The sequence below is a fragment of the Rhizobium nepotum 39/7 genome (assembly GCF_000949865.1).
Taxonomy (GTDB): Bacteria; Pseudomonadota; Alphaproteobacteria; order Rhizobiales; family Rhizobiaceae; genus Agrobacterium; species Agrobacterium nepotum.
The window spans coordinates 17,743-35,929 of the sequence record NZ_JWJH01000027.1; the positions used below are offsets into that span (position 1 = coordinate 17,743).

General features: G+C 56.0%; 16 protein-coding genes. 9 read left to right on the plus strand and 7 right to left on the minus strand.

Annotation, left to right across the window (positions count from 1 at the left end):
* Positions 1 to 38: 38 nt before the first annotated feature.
* Together RS75_RS22005 and RS75_RS26945 are read right to left on the minus strand one after the other, a co-directional pair.
* Positions 39 to 353 (minus strand): TrbC/VirB2 family protein, encoded by a 315-nt coding sequence (locus RS75_RS22005; protein WP_052675526.1) that lies wholly within the window; start codon positions 351 to 353, stop codon positions 39 to 41.
* A gap of 35 nt (positions 354 to 388) precedes the next feature.
* Entirely contained in the window at positions 389 to 1,318 is a 930-nt protein-coding gene (locus RS75_RS26945) for a lytic transglycosylase domain-containing protein (protein WP_200893656.1), read from the minus strand.
* Positions 1,319 to 1,678: 360 nt separating this feature from the next.
* Between RS75_RS26945 and RS75_RS22015 the strand changes: the two genes are divergently transcribed.
* Positions 1,679 to 2,455, plus strand: a complete 777-nt coding sequence (locus RS75_RS22015; protein ID WP_045024467.1) for a response regulator — start codon at positions 1,679 to 1,681, stop codon at positions 2,453 to 2,455.
* Positions 2,456 to 2,550: 95 nt separating this feature from the next.
* Entirely contained in the window at positions 2,551 to 3,267 is a 717-nt protein-coding gene (locus tag RS75_RS22020; RefSeq protein ID WP_045024468.1) for a histidine kinase dimerization/phospho-acceptor domain-containing protein, read from the plus strand.
* Positions 3,268 to 3,568: 301 nt separating this feature from the next.
* Here the strand turns inward: RS75_RS22020 and RS75_RS22025 are convergent, their stop codons facing one another.
* From RS75_RS22025 to RS75_RS25200, 5 genes are all read right to left on the minus strand, one after another.
* Positions 3,569 to 3,889 (minus strand): winged helix-turn-helix transcriptional regulator, encoded by a 321-nt coding sequence (locus RS75_RS22025; RefSeq protein ID WP_045024471.1) that lies wholly within the window; start codon positions 3,887 to 3,889, stop codon positions 3,569 to 3,571.
* A gap of 221 nt (positions 3,890 to 4,110) precedes the next feature.
* Positions 4,111 to 5,064 (minus strand): LysR family transcriptional regulator, encoded by a 954-nt coding sequence (locus RS75_RS22030; protein ID WP_045024473.1) that lies wholly within the window; start codon positions 5,062 to 5,064, stop codon positions 4,111 to 4,113.
* 4 nt (positions 5,065 to 5,068) lie between these two features.
* A complete protein-coding gene (locus tag RS75_RS22035; protein ID WP_045024475.1) occupies positions 5,069 to 6,085 on the minus strand; it encodes a LysR family transcriptional regulator in 1,017 nt (338 codons plus the stop codon).
* 150 nt (positions 6,086 to 6,235) lie between these two features.
* A complete protein-coding gene (locus RS75_RS22040) occupies positions 6,236 to 8,116 on the minus strand; it encodes a hybrid-cluster NAD(P)-dependent oxidoreductase (protein WP_152643182.1) in 1,881 nt (626 codons plus the stop codon).
* Positions 8,055 to 11,237 (minus strand): FHA domain-containing protein, encoded by a 3,183-nt coding sequence (locus tag RS75_RS25200; RefSeq protein ID WP_160297200.1) that lies wholly within the window; start codon positions 11,235 to 11,237, stop codon positions 8,055 to 8,057. The genes RS75_RS22040 and RS75_RS25200 overlap by 62 nt, the downstream gene beginning before the upstream one ends.
* Positions 11,238 to 11,571: 334 nt before the next feature.
* Between RS75_RS25200 and RS75_RS22050 the strand changes: the two genes are divergently transcribed.
* The 7 genes from RS75_RS22050 (at position 11,572) to tnpA (ending at position 18,161) form a co-directional block, all read left to right on the plus strand.
* Positions 11,572 to 12,504: a cytochrome-c peroxidase gene (locus tag RS75_RS22050; RefSeq protein WP_160297201.1), complete on the plus strand. Its 933-nt coding sequence runs from the start codon at positions 11,572 to 11,574 to the stop codon at positions 12,502 to 12,504.
* Between the two features lie 12 nt (positions 12,505 to 12,516).
* Positions 12,517 to 14,268 (plus strand): ATP-binding protein, encoded by a 1,752-nt coding sequence (locus tag RS75_RS25205; protein WP_084687160.1) that lies wholly within the window; start codon positions 12,517 to 12,519, stop codon positions 14,266 to 14,268.
* A 63-nt stretch (positions 14,269 to 14,331) separates the two neighbouring features.
* Positions 14,332 to 15,276 (plus strand): response regulator, encoded by a 945-nt coding sequence (locus tag RS75_RS22060; protein ID WP_045022961.1) that lies wholly within the window; start codon positions 14,332 to 14,334, stop codon positions 15,274 to 15,276.
* Positions 15,277 to 15,851: 575 nt separating this feature from the next.
* Positions 15,852 to 16,487, plus strand: a complete 636-nt coding sequence (locus RS75_RS22065; RefSeq protein WP_084687161.1) for an outer membrane protein — start codon at positions 15,852 to 15,854, stop codon at positions 16,485 to 16,487.
* 100 nt (positions 16,488 to 16,587) lie between these two features.
* A complete protein-coding gene (locus RS75_RS22070; protein ID WP_045024478.1) occupies positions 16,588 to 16,953 on the plus strand; it encodes a hypothetical protein in 366 nt (121 codons plus the stop codon).
* A gap of 179 nt (positions 16,954 to 17,132) precedes the next feature.
* The gene (locus RS75_RS22075) at positions 17,133 to 17,714 is read left to right on the plus strand and encodes an NAD(P)H-dependent oxidoreductase (RefSeq protein WP_045024480.1); all 582 of its coding nucleotides are present in this window, start codon (positions 17,133 to 17,135) and stop codon (positions 17,712 to 17,714) included.
* Positions 17,715 to 17,804: 90 nt separating this feature from the next.
* Entirely contained in the window at positions 17,805 to 18,161 is a 357-nt protein-coding gene (gene tnpA / locus RS75_RS22080) for an IS66-like element accessory protein TnpA (RefSeq protein ID WP_045024482.1), read from the plus strand.
* Positions 18,162 to 18,187 lie beyond the last annotated feature (26 nt).

An 18,187-nucleotide genomic window follows, 5' to 3' on the forward strand; every position in this document is an offset into this window, starting at 1 on the left:
GCCGAGCGTTTCCGGCACTCTTTGCAGCCTCGAGTTTCCTACAAAGCTCCGAGACTGCCGACGAAAGTTGCACCGCCAAAGACAATGGCGATGCCGAGAATGACGGAGATCGCAAATGTCCAGTCCATTCGCCCGAGCATGAACACGAAACCGATGGCGATCACCGCGATCGAGGCGCATGCGACACCAAGCGGCCCCGTGAGTGCCTGAACAATGCTGTTGATAAAGCGGGTAATGCCGCCAAATTCCTGGGCAGCGCTCGGATGAGCCGACAGCAGCATATAGGTCGTGGCAGCAAACAGCAGGCGATACGTCTTGATGTTGCGTTGGAGATGACGACGGATGAACAACATAATACCCTCTCTAATGAATTGAACTTGATCTCTACTTATACGGGAATAAAATCGGCTTTCAGTGCCGCGTCTTCCGCGTCGCAACCCGTTGCAAGCCCTGTTTTAAAGATGTTCGCGACATCCGGCGGCGTCAACTCGATGTCAGACTGCGACGCTACCGAATGAACGATATCGGCAACGTATTGGCGAGTTTCACGATAGGGCGGGATGCCCCGATATTTTTGCACGGCACCGGGTCCGGCATTATATGCGGCGAGCGCCAGCGCCGATGACGCAAACTGGTCGAGCATCTGCGTGAGGTAGCGCGCTGAGCCTTCCAGATTGTCCCGTCCGGAAAAGACGTCGCATACTCCCATGGCTCGGGCGGTGGCGGGCATCAGCTGGCCGAGGCCGCTTGCCCCGGCATGCGACACCGCCCTCGCATTAAAGTTGCTTTCGCGCTGGATCATCGTCGTAAACAACTTCACGAAAGATTGCCGGTCCAACCCTGCCTTGGCAACGCCGGCATTCCGGGAAAATTCGAAAGCAACCTGTGTGGCCAGGTCACGCATCTTGTGCTGCTCGGCCGAAAATCTCCGGGTTAACGCCTGTGGTTTGGGCAGCGGCGTTTCTCTGCCATCACGCATACTCAACGATGTTCCGTTGGCGGCCTTGGCAACCCTCAGATCAAGATCCAGAAGAACCGAACTGTCGCGATCGGCAGGTAGCGGATCGGCCCCTACAATCACATGCGATGCCGCCACGCGGGGCCGCCCCCCATCCGGCACCGTCGCCTGGTCGAGGGACGGCGTGCCCTCGGGCACGCCGCCATCCATTGTCGCAATCTGTCCATTATCCATTTGTTCAAAAACAGCTGAGCGGACATCGCTAGGTTGACCGATCAGCAATACACCTGAAATTGCGAATATGCAGCATGAATTGGTGATATTAAGTTCGAAATATCGAAGTTTAATTAAATATTTCACGCTCAAAATCCTGATATATATTTAATTTATAGCCAAATTTTTATAATTAACTCGTCTGTAATATTGCACCTATAATCCCCCACAACCGTTTCATGTCAACACGGACTTCGGTTGCAGTTGTAACGGTTCTGTAATTTATCGATTTCGCGATTTTTTTGCGGCCCTCCTTCCCTGCGCAAAGACGGGAAAAGTCCAGCAAATACGGGGAGTTCAAGCGTCGGAGAAGACGTGGAGCCGAAAGGTGCTCTTCGTCGCACCCCCTTTTTTGGCATGATGGCATGCGCGTCACGATGGTTGTCTCGCGCGCCACGCACGCTTTAAGTTTTGGTTATGCCTAATTCGTTTGTAACAGGAGCGACCATGCAAACCATTCTTGTTGTCGATGATGATCCTTCGATGAGAAACCTTCTCGTCGACTATCTTTCAAAGCACGATTTTCATGCGTTCGCCGTCGAAGATGGCTCCCAGCTCTCGCAATATCTGGCCGCCAAGGTCGTGGATCTGGTTGTCGTCGACCTCAACCTTGGCGAGGAGGACGGGCTGGAGATCGTTCGCAAGCTCAATGACAAACCCGATCTCCCGGTCATCATCATCAGCGGCGACCGCCTGGAAGAGAACGACAAGGTGGTGGGGTTGGAGACGGGCGCGTCTGATTACATCACCAAGCCATTCGGAATGCAGGAGTTTCTGGCCCGGGTGCGCGCCGCGCTGCGCGGGCGCATTGATCGCAAGCAGGCCAATTCCAACGCGATTTATGTCTTCGACGATTGGCGGGTAAACACCCGCCACCGCAAGCTACGCGATGCCTCCGGCGAGGAGCTGAAGCTGACATCGACGGAATACAATCTGCTGATGGCGTTCCTGAAATCACCCAAACAAACGCTCTCGCGCGAACAACTTTTGATTGCTTCGCGCGTCTACGACCAGGAAATATTCGACCGCAGCATCGACGTGCTTATCCTGCGCTTACGCCGGAAGCTGGAACCCGATGCCTCCAATCCACGCTACATCAAGACGGAGCGTGGCATCGGTTACCATTTCGACGTCGACGTCCACATCGAGCAGCCGGGCCAAGGCGGCATGGGTCGCATCATGTCGAGCTATAAAGGCTCCCAACACACCTCCCCTCATTCGTAATCACCACGCCGCTGCCGGAAATCCGGTGGCGTTCATCAGCGGAAGCGATGCTCCCCTGAGAGCATTCCCCCACAACCTATTCGGCAGGACAAACCATGACAGATGCAGTACGGATGAAGCGCTTTCTTAACATAACGGCCACGCTCGCCCATCAACTGAACAATGATCTCGCGGCAGTCCTTGGATATGCCGAGATTTTGGCCGATGAAACCAATGAAGATGAAGCCGCCAACACCTACGCGATGGAAATTCTTGTCGGCGGACGTAGTGTGCGATCGACCATCGAGCGATTTCACATGCTTCACCGTCTCGCCAGTGCCGAGGTCTTCCCGTTTGATGCCCGCCAGGTCATTGAGCGGACGCGAAACGCCTTGCTCGCTCGGCCTATCCCAGGCCTGAGATTGGCCGTAGATATGTCCCACGTATCCCTGACGCTTAGCGGAAACCCGAAAGACCTGGAGCCTATTCTGCGCGAATTATGCGATACGGCTATCGGCAGTATCTCATATGCCGGCACTCTCCATATTGCGTCCGATTTTATCGACGTGACCTTGCCAAAACACCTGTCTCACGGGGTACTATCGGAAGGGGAATACGTTCGGATCACAATTCAGGCGACCGCAGACGGCGTTATACCGGCAGACATTGAACCGGCCGAATATGCGACCATCAACGATCATCTGCGACCTGGAAAAATCAGCGGTGAGTTGATCGGCGCGCGGTCAGCGATTTATCTGATTGACGGCGTGCTGCATACACTTAATCAGCCCAATCGGTACAGCCAGACCGAAATTTACCTGCCTAGCGCATAACTTGCCGCATAACCTGCGCTTCTGGTTCATTATCAAAGAACTGGGCCAACTTGCCCACCTTATATGTGCCTTCATTCATATTACGCCAACCTACGATAACGCCCGTAATGCCTAATTATACCGATGCCGGGCCTACCCAAGAGACCACTTGCCGCAAGTGGCGGTTTTACGTCCGGAAAATGTGTGAAAATAGAGATATGGAGCGTGTCCGACGACCGTTTAAACCGGACGCGCTCTCATTCGACCAAACGAGGCTTAATCGGCTGAGCGGCAACCGCGACTTGGATTATTTACCCACCATTCAGCGTTTTCCAACTGGATCAACGCGATGAGCGTCATATCGCTCGCTCCAATATTCAAGTGCAAGCAGGATCGGCTCCAGGGTGCGCCCTGTCGAACTGATGCCATATTCCACCCAGACATGCGGCTGAGACGACGCCCCGCGCACGACCAATCCACGCCGTTCAAGATCCTGAAGCTGGCGCAAAAGATTCTTGGGTGTTGCCAGCGGCATGCAACGCCGCAATTCGGCAAAACGCAACGGCCCTGCCAGAAGATGCCACAGAATGATGAATTTCCAGCGCCCCCCGAGCAGGGTTGCCGCTCCATCCAGCGAATCCATTTCTACCCTTGTTTGATCATTCGTTACAGCATATCGCATATGGCGCTCTTCCGTGTTTCATCAGCCATCATTTAATTCAGGCTGGAAAAGTAAATTTCATGTTGTTTATGAATATACTTTACGAGTCCGCCGGCGATTTGCAATTTTCAAACAGTTATATCTGTAATAGACGGATATTTTCGACGCTGGATAATATGGCTTTCAAAATCGGCTTCCGGCGCTTATGCCTCGACCCGCCCTTCCATCACCTGCGAGGCGACCATGCTGCGAACCGCAGCATGGATACTGTTACGATGACAACGCTCATGCCAGATGAGCGACAGCTGGTAAGCCGGTGGCGGCGGGCCTTTTTTCGGCAGGAATGTCTCCAGATCAAATCGGTGAGACAGGAACCTGGCTGAAGGAGACGGCAGAACAAGAACGGCGTCCGTGTCGTGAACCAGTCGCGCAGCGGTGTGAATATCTGGCACGGTTATGGTTTCTCGCCCACGCGGCCGCAGCGCCTCCAGCCCGTCGCTCACCTCGCCGAACCCGGCATTAAAGACCGTGCCAATCCTCACCGAGAGAAATCGGCCAAGATCGGCATAGGCTATGGCGCCTTGCAGTGCGACGTGTCCCTTGCGCGCCAGACAGAGCGAAGGGATCGGCGGCAACGAGCGACAGAAGAAGCCGGGGGGCGTGTCCTCTGCCTGCCCCAATGCCAAATCGATCCCGCCATCCGACATCTGGCTGAGAATATTGGAGAGACGAATATGGGGAAGGAAAATAGTGGTCGACGAGACTTCGCGGAAATAGGCTGTGAGGGTTGGAGCCAGAAAAAACGCGATATGATCGGGCATGGCGACGCTGAAGCGTTCGGGCGCGATAATCCGCTTCGAAAACACCTTGTCGATATTGCCGAGCGCCGCCTGAACCTTGGGCATCAGCACATTCGCAAGCGGCGTCAACACGAAGGAACGCTGGTTGCGGATGAGAAGTTCGTCCTCGAACAATTCCCGCAGCCGCGTCAAGGCCCGGCTGGTGGCAGGTTGGCTCAACTGCAGCGCATTGCCCGCATGCGTAATATTCCGGTGTTGCAACAACGCGTTCAACACCACCAGGAGATTTAGGTCAAACTGCCCGAGATCAACATTATCCGTATCATTTTCGGTCCATAGGGCGAGTTTGGCAGCCATGCGGCTAATCTTCCCGCTCGACCGCGCGCAAGGCGGTGACCGAAAGATGGTCCTGCGCCATCGCATCCTTGACCGACGCTCTGAGTTCATTGATCGTGCGGGTGCGTTTATTCTGGCAGGCGCCAGCAAGCCATGCGAGCGAGATCCTTTCAGGGCTGATGGGGACTGGGGGCAAGACGGCCGATAATCGCAGGCTCCTGGAAAGCCAGCCGGCGATGGAGCGGGGAACGGTCAACGCAAGCTCGCTCTCGGAAACCATCAGTGCGGCAGCTGTCACATCTGGAATCTCGATCATATGGGATCGCCGGATGCCGTGGCTATACAGGGCCTCACCCAGCTGAGGAAAGATTTCCCTGCCATTCTCGACCAGACTGATTTGCTGAAGCGACAGATAGGTGCCCTGGCTCGGTCGCGCTCCACCGACCCCCTGTCGATTATAGCCAACCAGCGTGACAAATTCCTCTTCCGCCACGATTTCGCTTTCAATATCCATGTCGGTCGAGGGGATGCCGCCAAGGGCGAAATCCGCCGTGCGCAAGCGCAGCTGAGACACGGCTTCGTCCGCGGACCTGTGCGTCGCAATTTTCAAGAGTTCGTTCTCGCGGCCGCTAAATTTGAGAAAATAGGGCAGGACCGCAGGCGTCAATCCGCTGCTGATACTCAGCCGCGTTTCCGCCTCCATCGGCCGGGAGGATATCAGATCCCGGATATGGAGCATGGCCGCAGGCAGTACGGTTGCGAGATAGTCGCCATAGGCCGTCGGCTTCAAGCCGGTGGAGCTGCGGACCAGAAGATCGTCCCCTAAGAGTTCGCGCAAACGTCCGAGTGATCGGCTCATGGCGGGCTGGGTTTGGCCGAGTTTTCGGGCGGCATGGGTCACATTTCGACAGTCCATCAGCGCTTCAAGAGCGATCAGGAGATTTAGATCGATACCAGACAGCCTTCTATGCAGGGAGGATTGGTCTTCCGCTTGCGCTGGTTCCACCATATCGTCCCCTTCATCCCCCTGCCAGTCCGTCATGTCGTTCCTAACCTTGACGATTCGCCCATCATTTCAGGGACCAGTCATATGGAAAATAATCAACCCTTATTGCGCAATTTAATTGTATTACTGATCAATAACGCTGCATTAGTTGCAAGGAAATTAGGTTTTTGCAATCCTCATCCTCGGCTACTGCAATGACAACACAACATCGCCCTGGGCGCGGCCAACGCAGGTCAGCACCAGGCCGTCCGCCAGATCGTCGCCCGACAAACAATGCCCGCCATCCATCTCGACTTCGCCTGAAACCGCACGCATTTTGCAGGCGCCGCACACCCCTGCCCGGCATGAATGGGTAAGATTGACGCCATTTGCCTCGGCTGCTTCCAATATTGTTTGTCCCGCCTCCGGCACAAACCGCTGACCGCTATGCTTTATCTCGATATTCGGGGCGCCCTTGGCGGCACCGGCACCGGCGGCAGGGGCAATGCTGGCCGGCGGCGGCAAGATGGCGCGCGGCGCAATCACCGCGGGACTGGGTTTGGGAGCCTCAACGCTCGCCACCGTGGTCGATGCAACGAAGGCGGGCTTTGGAGTCGGAGCTGGAGGCGATACGGGCGCAGTCGGTGCCGCCTGGGTCGCAGCTGTCGCCGGGCCAGCGGGTCCGAAACTCTCCTGATGATAATGCCGAGACGGAAAATCCATTTTCTGCAAAAGAGATCGCGCAAAGTCCATGAAGCCTGGCGGTCCACAGGTGAACACTTCGCGTTTAAGGTAGTCCGGGGCATAGGCCCGCAGCAAATCCGCGTTCAAAGAGCCGATGGGACCATTCCAGGGCAGACCCGGCGACGGCGCGCCGGGCAGGATCGCAAGACGCAGCCGCGAACCCAACCGTGTGCTGAGATAAAGCAGCTCCTGATGGAAGATGATATCCGCCGGCGTGCGCACGCTGTTGATGAAAACGATGTCGGTGGAGGTTGGCGTATCCACCAGCCAGCGCAGCATGGACATGCAGGGCGTAATTCCGCTGCCTGCGGCCAGGAACAGCATTTTCGGCGTCATATGATCAGCGCACGTAAATTTGCCCGCCGGGCCGCTGACGGTGCATTCCATCCCCTCGGTCATGTTTTCAAACAGCCAGTTCGACATCCAGCCCATCGGCACCTTCTTGACCGTAATCGACAAAAGGTAGGGTCGTGAGGGTGACGACGAAATGGTGTAGCTGCGTCGCAGGATCTGACTGTTCAGGTCAATCTCAATGGTTACGAATTGCCCCGGTTTGAAATGAAACAGGACCTGCGGTTCGGCCACGAAATTATAGGTCTTGGTATCGTGGGTCTCCTGAACAATCGAGACGCAACGAACACGCGTCTTGCCCGCCTGCCAGAGACGGATTCCGGTAGCCTGCGCCGAGGCCGAAACGGGGACCGCAGCCGGTGCCGGGCTTTGAACCGGGGCCTTGGCTTCCGGCGCGCGCGCCGGCAAGGCGGGTCTCGTAACCTCCGGCTGTAGCGCGGGCTTTGGCGGATTTTCCGGCACATGGCCCACAATCCGATGCAGCTCCTTGCGCGCCTGCGCCTTCGCTTTCTGGTCTCCCTGAAGAAGTTTTACGCCGTAAATCCCTCCCTCAAGTCGCTCCAGGAAGCGGCTGAGGTCCTTGCGCAGCTTCTTGTCCCTGGTCTCACCGACCAGCAGGCTCACTTGCGTCATGGCTTCGCCGATCGACGCGCCGGTCACCGCGAGACGGCCATCCTCGTAGGCGCTCCAGAACGTCGAGTATTTTTCCCGCAGCTCTTCGAAAGCTGCAAGAAGATCGAGATTTTCGCTCCACGCCGTCTCCTTAAGCAGGGTCTGGAAACGACGAACTTCCTGGGCGGTGATGTCCTTTTCAACATCGGCCACATACACGAACATGGAAAAGGCGAGCCGGGCAATGAAAATGGAGGCGTTTTGCGGCTCAACGGAAACATTCGTATTCATAGCAATACTTTCTTTATTAAAAAAACTATCAAATATTCTCGTTTGTCGGCTCCGAATGGATGACGCGGCCGCTTTGTGCCGAACGTTCACCGATCTGCAGGCTCACAGCGCAAATTTCGACCTCGGGGCGAGCCGGAACATCGAGCAAAACGGAAATGTCGCTTTCCGTTTCGGGAAAATAAGGGGAATCCACCGCCCCCGGTGCGAACCTGAACAAATCCCCGGCTTCATAGGAGACCCCAGGCACGAAGCTCATACCGGCCGGATCGAAAAGCCTGACCACTCCGGTATGCACGAGGAAAAAACGCTGCTCGCCGGTTCTTGCTTCCAGCCGGTCGCCTCGACGATACTTTACAGCGCGGGACTCAAGCGCCAGCGCGGACAGCTCCGTCGGATTTAGCCGACGCAACTTGCTGTGGCGCGCGAGAATGGCAAGACGGTGAATAGGATGAATGTGAACCATATCCCCCGTCTCGATCTCGTTATCCCAGTCAATCATCACGCATGGGGCGTTTGCCTCCACGCTGCCGAAACGGATGGTGCTCCGTCGCGTGACGGCCACAGGTTCATTGTGAACCTGTAAGCCGTTCACAAAAACGATCGCGTCATCCACACGCATGAGGCGGACTTCGCCGTGCTCCGCCTTGAGTTCGGCGTGGTAAGTCCACACCGCGGGATCTGAGATGCTGATGTCGTTGTCAGCGGCCCGGCCGAGTGTGACGACACGCTTGTCGAGGCACAGGATCTGGCTGCCGCTCGCCGTATTCACGGTGGCGCGGAGCGTTACCGCCACACCATCGGACTGCGATGGTGTTTCCAGCCCTCCGACATGCTTGGCGACGGCGTAAAGCATGGCATGCTGCCGCGTATCCGCCTCTTCCAGCAAGCCCCGCGCCACGTTCCCTACCAGCTCCGGCGCCATATAGCTGAATACCGTCAAGCCGATAGCCCGGATGGTCGGATCCTCCAGCGTCAACACTTCAAGCAGGTTCTGCTCGATATCGCGACTGCTGGAAACCGCGCGGTGGTGGGCCGCATTCTCCGTTTCCCCGGCGCCCTGCATTTGCTGAAGTCTCTCCAGAACCTCCGGTGGAAAGACCTCCCGCCAGCGCATGTCGGGATCGGAAGGTACGGGTTGGCGCAGCATGAGCTTGAGGCGCGGTCCGGCAAGGGCCGCCAGATCATCGGCCATCCGGCACGTTTCAGGCGTGTCGAGGAAATTGCGCAGAAGGCCAAGCGCCGTGCTGAACAACACCTGCTCCCGCTCCTCGAGATAATCGAGCAACACATCCGTCAGGGAACTGCCGAGCGGATCGTACACTTCCGCCCGTTCGAGACACAGGCGCACCGATTTGTGCCGGACAAGCGCCTCGAGGCTGTCTTTCATCTCCTCGCTGACGATACCGCCGGAAAACAGCGCCGCGAGGGCGGCATCATGTTCGCCGTCGCTCACCTGCAGGCTTTGCCGCATGACCGTCAGCATGGACTTCACCGCTTCAAGCGCCAGGATATTGGCCACCGTCTGGCCCTTTTCCATTCGCTCAGTTACGGTTTTTTCCAGAATGCTGCGATACTGGGCAATGGAGGTCGCCTTTTCCTCCGCACTCAGACTGACCTGGTATATGCTTGAATCTTCGCTATATCCGAGCGCGTCGAGAAGATTATTATGGTCTTCTTCGGTAATGTTCAGTTGCTTGCGGAAATCTTCGAGCAGCTTGTGGGATGTTTCTCCCCCCGTCGTGCCTTTCGCAATCTGTTCCTCCAGCATCTTGCTATAGGCATCCAGCTTTTGCTGCTGCGAAAAATTAGGGAGGACCTTCGCCAGAAGATAAATTTCACTTGGGCGCAGATTCTCAATCTTCCTATCATCCGGGATGGACGATCCATCCAGCTTCATGGTCTTGAGCTGCTTCAGCAGGCCGGATGCCATGCCTTCCTGCTGATAACGTTCCGGGGTTTGCAGAAGAACCTGCCGCAGCCAGATCGTTGTCAGCGCGACGATGGCGATATCCACGACCCGGCCGGCAAGCGGCGGCAAAAGCAGAATATTGGGGCGTCCGCCAAACAGATAAAAAGCGTTGATGGAGGCCCAGGCGCTGACGCACAGGCAGTGATGGACGATAAGCTGTTCCGTCATACCCGGTTCGCGCGAGCGGATTTTCCGGTACAGCGCCTCGAGGCCGCGCCCAAGAACGAGACTGACAGCGCAGGCCAGCCCCAGCACCAACGGCGCAGACAATATCTTTGGGATTGGAATAAGATATCCGAGGATAAAGAGGCCCGGCTGCAGGAGCTTCGCCTGAACGTCTTCCTCATGCGTCCATATGCCTGAAAAGTAATAATCCCAGCTTCCGGCATAGAGATAATAGAACCCGTAGAACCCGATAATCAGCCCAAAAAACATGTAATAGACGTTGCGGCGCGGGATAGCCGTGACGCCGCTCCAATAGGAGCGCTGCAAATCTATATCGCCGCAATTGGCTTTGCAGGCGACACACGCGCTGATGTCCCCCTTGTCGCTTGGCTTGCGGCACATCGACTGCGGTAGCGCCGGACGCGAAAAATGCGGGCTGCTTTCCAAAATCCCGCCCGGTTCGGTGTAGATTTTTTGAACGACGTTTGCCGGGCAGAAAAAATTACACCAGGTTTTTCCGCCCCAGAGCATGCCCGTCAACATGGCAACGCCGATCACGGATAAAAGTGCGATCGCCAGCGCGTAACGATCAGTGTTGATCAGAAGAAGGCGTGCGATAATACCGCAAAACAACAGCCCAAACTGCACGTACCAGCTGTTACGCTCCAGCCAGCCATCGCGCTTGATAAGGGGTATCGTTCGCTTTATCAGCCCGGTTCGACGCTCCAGCGCACTGCGGCGGCGGCGAAGACCGAGATATGACGGAATTTGCGATGCGAGCGATAGGGGGCAGATACGACGCCATGCCTCATGTCCAAAAACCATCAGGAAAAGCGGCAATAGCGGAACGATCATCGTCCAGAACATGCGGCTGCCCATGGAATATGGCTGATTGGGCAGCACATGGCCCTGCACCATAACGGGGGTTGAACTGACGCCGAACGGACCGGTGGTGTCCGGGTGGGTCCATTGCGCCGAAAATGGATCGTAAAGAAGAGAGGCGATTAGCACCAGCCACGCAAATAGCAACAAGCCGCGGATGCTCAGCATTGCTCGTTCGGGGAAGGATGAGAACATGCAGGATTTCCTTAACGCCGACCGAGGCGGGCGGTGCTCTTGATCGATGACAGCAACCTTCTCGAAGGCGGCATCGTGCATCAAATCAAAGCATGGCTAATACACAATACTCGCCACGCGCATATCGGTATGCGCCGCGCGTATGGTGACACCCCGCCACTTTTGCCCTAAAGCTGGCGACATGTCGCGCTCAAGACTTAAGAGACCTGCAAAAATGAAACCCCATTGTCAGCCAGACACAAAGCTAGTGGTCTTGCGGCTGAAAATATCAGAGGGCTGTAAAACGGTGCTACTGAAGCTTGCCCGTTTCGGTTGCCTCTGTTGCGCGATGGGTATGGCGATGCTTGGCTCGGTCGCTCAAGGGCAAGCCGCTGATATCGGGGAGCCTATTACACCGGTACCCCAGCACACGGAACTGATTGCCCCAAAAGTGGAACTGGGAAGGAAGCTGTTCTCCGACAGTCGATTGTCAGGCGGCAATGGCGTGGCCTGCACCAGCTGTCACCTGAGGCAATTTGGTTTGACGGACGGTCGCGCGCTTTCGCCCGGTTTGCCGGGCTGGCCTGGCCAAATAAACACGCCTACCCTTTATAATGTCAGCCTGAATGCGCTTTTCAGCTGGTCGGGCCAGATCAAGACCCTGCATGACCAGGCGGACGGCGTGATCGAACGGACGATGGGCGCAAAGTGGCCGGACGTGATCGCGTCATTGGGGCGGGACAGTGAAGTGACCAAAGCCTTCGATGCGATCTATGACGATGGCCTGCAGAGGAAAAACGTCGTGGATGCGCTTGTAGAATATGAGCGATCCCTGAACACCCCGGACGCCCCCTTCGATCGCTATTTACGCGGCGAGGAAAACGCCATCAGCGCGGAGGCGAAGGCGGGGTATGGTCTGTTCAAAGATTACGGCTGCGCCTCATGCCACCAGGGCGTGAACGTCGGCGGCAATATGATGCAGGTTTTCGGCATATTCGGAACTCCGCCGGGCACCGAGGATGGCGCAAATACCCACGGATCGGCGAAAGCCACGGGCATCAGCGATAAGGAAGCTGTTTTCCGGGTGCCATCGCTGCGCAATGTGGCAAAGACAGGCCCCTATTTCCATAATGGGTCAGCCCGCACGCTGCCCGATGCCATCAATGTCATGGCCATAAACCAGCTTGGTCGTGATCTGTCCACCGAAGAAGTTGCTCGGCTGGAAGCTTTTCTGGAATCTCTCACCGGTGAACACCGTGGATTCCCCGTCGGCAATTCGGGACAATGACAGGACGACCGGATGAAGATTTCTGATTTTATCGACGATGCCTCAGACCGTAACGGAATTCAGCGATTTGCAAGTTCGCGCAAGGGGTGGATGTGGTGCGTTGCGTTGGTGGTCCTGCTGTCCGGCTTACTCAGCTCCCTCGTTTGGTACGCGCAACGACCGAGCAACGTGCTGCCGGCATTCCAGCAAAGTTTTGAGGAGTTACGCAGCCTTGAAGGCCGATGGAACTCGGGGATTCTGGCCCTACAGCTTGGCATCACGCCGAATTACGACAATGTCACCATCACGGCGCGGGATATTGAGCTTGGGCTGGCTGATTTGACGGCGCGAACCGCATCAAACCCGGAGCTTGCCGAGCTTTCGGAAAAATTGCGCAAATATCAGTCCTCCATCGCCCAGAAGAACGTGTTGTTTCAGCAGGTAAAGGCAAGCCACGCCATGCTGCGCAACGCCGTATCTGTGCTGCCCGGCGTCATCGCTGAAAGTTACGAACATCCAGGCGTGGCGGCTGAAGCGATCGGCAACAAGCGTGTGTCCGACCTCATCACAGAGAGCGTGAACAGCGTGATGAGCTTTCTAACATCGCCCACACCTCTGCTTCAGGGCGAAGTGAACGAGCGACTTTCGAGAATACGCAGCGCGGCTCAGACGGCCGACACCGGCCTTGCAAATGCATTGAACCGCCTTCTGGCACAGGTCGACGTGGTGGTGCGCGAGCGCATCAAGGGCAACGATCTCAGCCTGCAATTGAATGCGGTTGCAACGGATGCGGACGCTAAAATCATTCTGGAGCAAGTTCGGGAGCTTTCCATCGGAACCGAGGCCACAAAACGTGCACTCTGGCTCGGCGTTATCTTGCTCAGCACAGTCCTCTTCATCCTGTTTCTGACCCTCGTCTACAGCCTTTCCCGACGGTTTCTCAAGCTCAAAAAAGATAACGCCATGCTTCAGCAAGCGAATGAGAACGTGGAAGAACAGCTTATGCAGTCGGCGAAGCTGTCCGCACTGGGCCAGATGGTCGCAGGCATCACGCATGAGATCAACACGCCCCTTGCTTATGTCAGGGCAGTGTTCGAGCTGATCCGCGAACGCCTGACCTCCGAACCCGCGCAGGCCCGGGTTGCCGATGAAGAATCGCACGAGGAAGTGGTGATGTTGCTCAGTGACGGTCTGCACGGCCTGGATGAGATCGCCACCCTTGTCCGCACCATGAAGAATTTCAGCCGGCTGGACAGAGGCGCGATTGAACCTTTCTCGGTCGAGGAAGGGCTTGAAAGTGCGTTGCTGTTGGCAAAACCAAAGCTGAAATACGTGGCGGACATCAAGCGGGACTTCGATTCCATTCCGCCCATCATGGGATCTCCGACCCAGCTTCGGCAGGTTTTTCTCAACCTGATCGTCAATGCGGCTGACGCTATCGCGTCTACCAACCGCCGCGGAACTCTGACCTTGCGGACGCTGATAACATCCTCTGACACGGTGCAGATCGACATTTGCGACGATGGCCCCGGCATTCCCGAAGAGAATTTGTCCAAGATTTTCGACCCATTCTTCACCACAAAGAGCGTCGGTGAGGGAACCGGAATGGGTCTGTCTATTTGCTACCGCATCATTGAAAACCATGGCGGCACGATCGCCGTCAATTCCTGGGTTGGAAAGGGATCCGTCATCACTCTTATCTTGCCGAGGAAGGATGCGTCTTTCGCATCAGCAAATACCCCAAAACTATCGCACACCAGCGAGACATTGCTCTCAACAGGCTAAGAACAACGGCGGACCTGTCCCGCGACCGTGAGTTGCGCAGTCCATGGAATTGAGGTTAGTGATATGAATGATAAGCCTGTACTCCTGTTCGTCGATGACGAGGAGCGGATCGTAAAGCTGCTGAAGATCATGTTCCGCAGCGAATATGAAATTTACACGGCCACCAGCGCGAGAGAAGCACTCGCAGTGCTGGAGACGATCCCCGTTGACGTGTTGATCAGTGACCAGCGGATGCCGGAAATGACGGGCATTCAGCTTCTTTCGCAGGTGCGGGAGCGCTGGCCGGAGACCGTGCGTCTTCTGTTAACCGGCTACAGCGACCTCGTCGCCATCGTCGGTGCGGTTAACGAAGGCGAGGTTTATCGTTTCATCAATAAGCCATGGAACCAGGCCGAACTCCGGGCTGTCATCGCCGAGGCGGTGGATTCCGCTCAAAGCGCTCGGACAATCCGGCAGACCGTCGCGCCGATCTGGGGCAACGACACCAACACGCCCTTCAGCGTGGCTTCCCAGCTGCTGGCCATAGAGGGCTGCGACGCGGACCGCCAGGAAGTGGTGGAAATGTTCAGCTATGACTACCGCGTGCACGCTGCCCGCAGCCTGAAAGAGGCGATCGACATCCTGACGCATGAGCAGATTGGCGTCATTGTCTCCAACGCCGAGGTGGATGGTGTCGATATTACCGACGTCCTTGCGGAGATCGGGAGAATTGACCCCGCCATCACCATGGTGGTCATGACGGAAAAGCCGAGCAGCGAGACGATCATCAATCTTATCAACAGCGGCCGCATCTACCGTTTCGCGATGCAACCCTTGAGCCCCAACCTGTTTCGTCTGGCCGTCCATGCGGCGATGCGCGAACATCACCGCCGCCTTGCCGACCCCCGCGTCGTCAAGCGTCGTATGCTCCTGGAAGCATCGAAAGAAAGCGACTCGGACGGCATGTACAATAGTCTGGTTCAGAACCTTCGCCGCTTTACTGAAGTTTCAAGGGCGACAGCGGAGTGAAGCGCTCGGTCTCGGCACTCTGTCACAAATGACGGTGACTTCTCAATGGAGCGGATTGCGATCCAATTGATCCGTCGCGATGAGTATATATTCAAACACCATGAGACGCGGGCTATGCCCGCCCTTTTTGCCGGAGTTGGTGCGCGCCTTACGGGGTAAGGCCGCTTTTTCTGTTCGGTACTCGCGGCGCACAAGATTGGCTTTCGCGACCGGATGCTTTTGCCCCTGTCCCTGACGGTGAAACTTCCGGGACCGATTCTCGATATGTCCAGCTCATTGGCTGGCAGCATCAGCAATTTGGGGACGATCGCAACTCTTTAAAGGTTACAGCTGCAACTCTCCCATAGCCTGACCGCCGGGCCGGAGCGCGGACAATCATCATCACATGTCTGGCCGCACAGGGCAGGAAAGCAGACGGGTTATCGCACTCTTGTCGCGTGCTGGACCAGCGCCTCCATAAACCCGACTAAAATGGGCAGGCCCGCATTACAAATGCAACGACATTGAAATTGATGAGGCGGCGATAATGGCGCTATCGTCGTTCTATTGTATTCACGTTGTTTGAGCAGGCAAATATGAAAAAAATCATTACCTTGGCAATGGCTATTAGTGCTTTGTCTTTTTCTTACGGCCATGCCGCAGATCTCATTGATCCACCCTTGATTTTAACGCCACCTGCCGAAAGCGGCCCACCGAAACTCGGCTGGGACGGTGGCTATGCTGGTGCAAATATCGGGTTCAGCAACCTGCAGGGCCTCTTTACGGATAGCTGCGGCTGCGAAGACTTTGGCGAGGCTACGGGCAGGCAGGTGGGTTTGTTCGTGGGCCGCAACTGGCAAATTGCAGAGCGGAGCTGGATAGGTTTCGAGGGCGACATCGGCTATAAATGGAACGAAATCCATCTCTACGGGTCCCGGGTGGGAACAGATCTTGCCGGATCCGTTCGCGTGCGTGTAGGCGAGGAAATCGGTAACGCCCTCGTCTATGCGGCTTTCGGGTGGACAGGCGCAAACATCTATGTCGAAAATCCCGACGACACCGCCTTCACTCAGGGGTGGACACTGGGAGCGGGTGTCGACTGGGCTTTGAACGACACGACCTTCCTACGGGCCGAATATCGCTTCAATAATTATTCCCCCACAACATTGGCCGGCGTCGACGTCGATTTCGATCAGGATGTCATCAGCATCGGCATAGCGCACAAATTCTGATCAGCCAAAGATTGCCTGTCCGTCCACACATGCTTGCTCCTGCTAAATTCTAGCAGGAGCCTTCGCGGGATCGCGCTGAATAATTTGAAGGAAGCCCTTTATGATAGAACCGACCAATACCCCGTTCAGCATCAAGATGTTCGACACGCTGTACCATCTGGAAAGTGCGAACACATCGGTTGTCTCTCCAGAGGAGTCCGATAGCGGCGCCTGGGAAGTGCTGGACCTGTCTAAAGAAAAATTCATGGAACTTCATACCGACCAGAGTTTTTCGTCGGAACAGTTTTCCCAATTGCTGGGGGCTATGGAAATCGCATTTAATCTCGGTCTCCGTGAAGGACGTGAAGAATGCCAGACCGCCGCGATTTCGCTACTGCAATCATTTGACGACGAGGTGATTGTGACTGTCCTCAATAATTTGGCGGCCGAGAACGAAGACGAAGAGGCAGCGCCCGATGAGGTCTGACTACCTTAGTAGCCTGCATAAATATATTGAAGAATTAATCCGCGTGTAAATATTTCTGGGATTTTCATGGCGAATTACCACTTTCATGGCCGTTTCGTCTTCTGCCACGTTGGCCACGCAGCGAATACGGGTCCGAGGCCTAAAGCATTCTGTGCGATAATATACGATGGTTGCACAGAATGAGGGTTCTGGTTCTCTATGCGCATCCGGACCGTTCGAGTTACGGCGCCGCCCTGCACCGCGAGACGCTCGATGGTCTCGAAGCCGCCGGTCACACTGTTGATGACTGCGATCTCTATGCGGAAGGTTTTGATCCAGTGCTGACCTATCGTGATCGCATCGGCTATTATGATACGGCACACAATCGACAGCCCGTAGAGAGCTATGTCGACCGATTGGAACAGGCGTCGGCACTTGTCATCGTATCACCCGTATGGACGCTAGGCTTCCCGGCTATCCTTAAAGGCTATTTCGATCGGGTCTGGCTTCCAGGCGTATCCTTCACACTGGTCGATGGGCGCGTAAGAAGAAAACTCACCAACATTGTAAAGCTCGGCGCAGTCATGACGTATGGGGCGCCGCGCATGAATGCCTTTCTTGCCGGCGATCCACCGCGCAAACTCGTAACCAGGCTGCTCCGATCTCAGATCAAGCCTATGGCGCCGGTAAATTACGTCGCCCATTACGACATCGATCGCTCAAGCTCCGAGAGCAGAGCTCAATTTCTGGAGAAGGTAAAGAATTCCTTCGCGGCGTTTTGAGCGAGTAACGTAAGCGCGAATTTCTGCGCACCTTCTGAAGCGCAGTGCTCTCAGGCATGAAGTGTCCACCAAAATAGGTGGACACAAATCATGGAAGAAGATGAGCAAAGACTGCGGGTGCGGCTTGTGGGTAGTGACGGACGACGTCGATATGACCCAGCTTCGGTAGATCGTCTTGTTGCAGCCTGCCTTGAGCCGGGGGTCTCGGTATCGCGGCTTGCGCTTGAACATGGCGTTAATGTCAATCTCCTGCGGAAATGGATACAGAAGGCCAGGCAGGTCAGTCCTGCCCCTGCGGCTTTGGCGTTCGTTCCGGTTCAGGTCGGCCCCGATCAGAGCCTGCCGGTGCAGCGCAGCAGCTTGGATAAAAGCATCAAGAGGCTGTCTTGTGCGGCCAGGCTGAGCGCTTCACTGCCGAACGGGGTGAGCGTGACGGTGGTGATCTGAACCCTTCAAACTGGACCGTTTTTGGT